Genomic DNA, 1,310 nt, shown 5'->3' with positions numbered 1-1,310 from the left:
CACAAGTGGTTCCAGCTTTTCGGGAAGCGGGCGCGGGTGGCGTCTGTAGAAATCTCGAAGTTATTTCAGGACGGCTCCTTAATGAAATATCCGGGTTGGGGTGCAGAAGTTCTTGAAAGCTTCCTGGTGATCCCTGTGTTGCGGGATCGAAATATCAGCAAGCAATGGGAACTTTTTCTTGGGAATTAACTCTATCTAATTGGCAGGCAACTGCACCGCATGACTTAAGTATCAATATTTTATGGGATCCCTGAAATGCACAACATAAATTATCGAGCCGATGCAGTGAGTCAGAATCGACCATCAAGGCTGGCTGCCCACGAGCAAAAGTCTGACAGGAGTGACTCCTCACAAAATAAAACCAGGGCTTTTTCCAGTCGCAGGTGTGTTGCGCTGGCTGTCGGTTCAGCAATAGGCATTATGGGAGCACTGTATTATTTGGCTAGCAGCCAAAGCAGTGTTCAACAGCCGTCATTAAGTGAACGATCAATTGGTCCAATATGCCTAAATGCCGACCAAGCCAGAGCTTACTACGGAATGCATACCCCTGATGACAATGATATTTATTGCAATTACCCGGATCAGAGACCGCCCGAACAGATGGCCGAATTAGTCTATCATGGAATCATTAGCTTGATTGAGCACTCAGGAAACATACTTTACCATGGCGCAAAAAACACCCTTGAATGTATCAATCGAGGGCTTGTCTGGCGACAGTATATTGATCAATCTGTGTGCGTTCGTATGGATGCAGGTACTTGCAGCTCTCTTGGTGGATATACTTCTTCAGGTGGCAGTATATGTATGCCGCCAATTGCCCTTGAAAGCTATACCAGTAAACTATGCTCCAAAGATCTTGTGGTGCTTTGTAAATGGCCAAACTCTCAGGGTATAAATTGAACGGCCACTGCCCGCTATGTGAATCAATATAATTACCGAAACTATTAATCCAGAACTTGAGCTGGAGAGAGTCCATAGCGGTGGCGCTGATTTCATAGCAGTCCTCATGCTCAATGTACGTTTGATCTTCAGGTTGAGTGAGCGGATAACATCCTGTGCATCGCCAGATTTCGTTCATCGTCATAACCCTTGAACCGGCAGACCAGGAACAACCGAGGCCCTTGTTGAGCCAGCCCCAGGGGCATGACGGTTTGCCTGAATAATTGACTGGAATTATGCATGTCTTCGGTGCCCGACACACCCAAAAAATACAGCTCGCTCACATTTAATGCACCTCAGCAATGATCACTCACCGAAAATATTACCTGATTACCACTGATCGTACGTCATGATACAGAGAAAGTTTATTT

At 46.0% G+C, this 1,310-nt stretch carries 3 protein-coding genes; 2 read left to right on the top strand and 1 reads right to left on the bottom strand.

From position 1 onward, the window contains the following. Together KDK14_RS16360 and KDK14_RS16355 are read left to right on the top strand one after the other, a co-directional pair. Window positions 1-189, top strand: a 189-nt coding sequence (locus KDK14_RS16360; protein ID WP_257266245.1) for a hypothetical protein, incomplete at its 5' end; no start/stop codon positions are given. A gap of 66 nt (window positions 190-255) precedes the next feature. Next, window positions 256-900 (top strand): hypothetical protein, encoded by a 645-nt coding sequence (locus KDK14_RS16355; protein ID WP_257266244.1) that lies wholly within the window; start codon window positions 256-258, stop codon window positions 898-900. Between the two features lie 128 nt (window positions 901-1,028). Here the strand turns inward: KDK14_RS16355 and KDK14_RS16350 are convergent, their stop codons facing one another. After that, complete coding sequence (locus tag KDK14_RS16350) at window positions 1,029-1,223, bottom strand: hypothetical protein (RefSeq protein WP_257266243.1); 195 nt, start codon at window positions 1,221-1,223, stop codon at window positions 1,029-1,031. Between the last annotated feature and the right edge of the window lie 87 nt (window positions 1,224-1,310).

Origin of the sequence: Endozoicomonas sp. ONNA2 (genome assembly GCF_024606365.1) — a bacterium.
In the GTDB taxonomy this organism is placed as follows: domain Bacteria; phylum Pseudomonadota; class Gammaproteobacteria; order Pseudomonadales; family Endozoicomonadaceae; genus Endozoicomonas.
The sequence above is the reverse complement of the archived record's forward strand: the minus strand, read 5'-3'. Positions and strand labels throughout refer to the sequence as shown.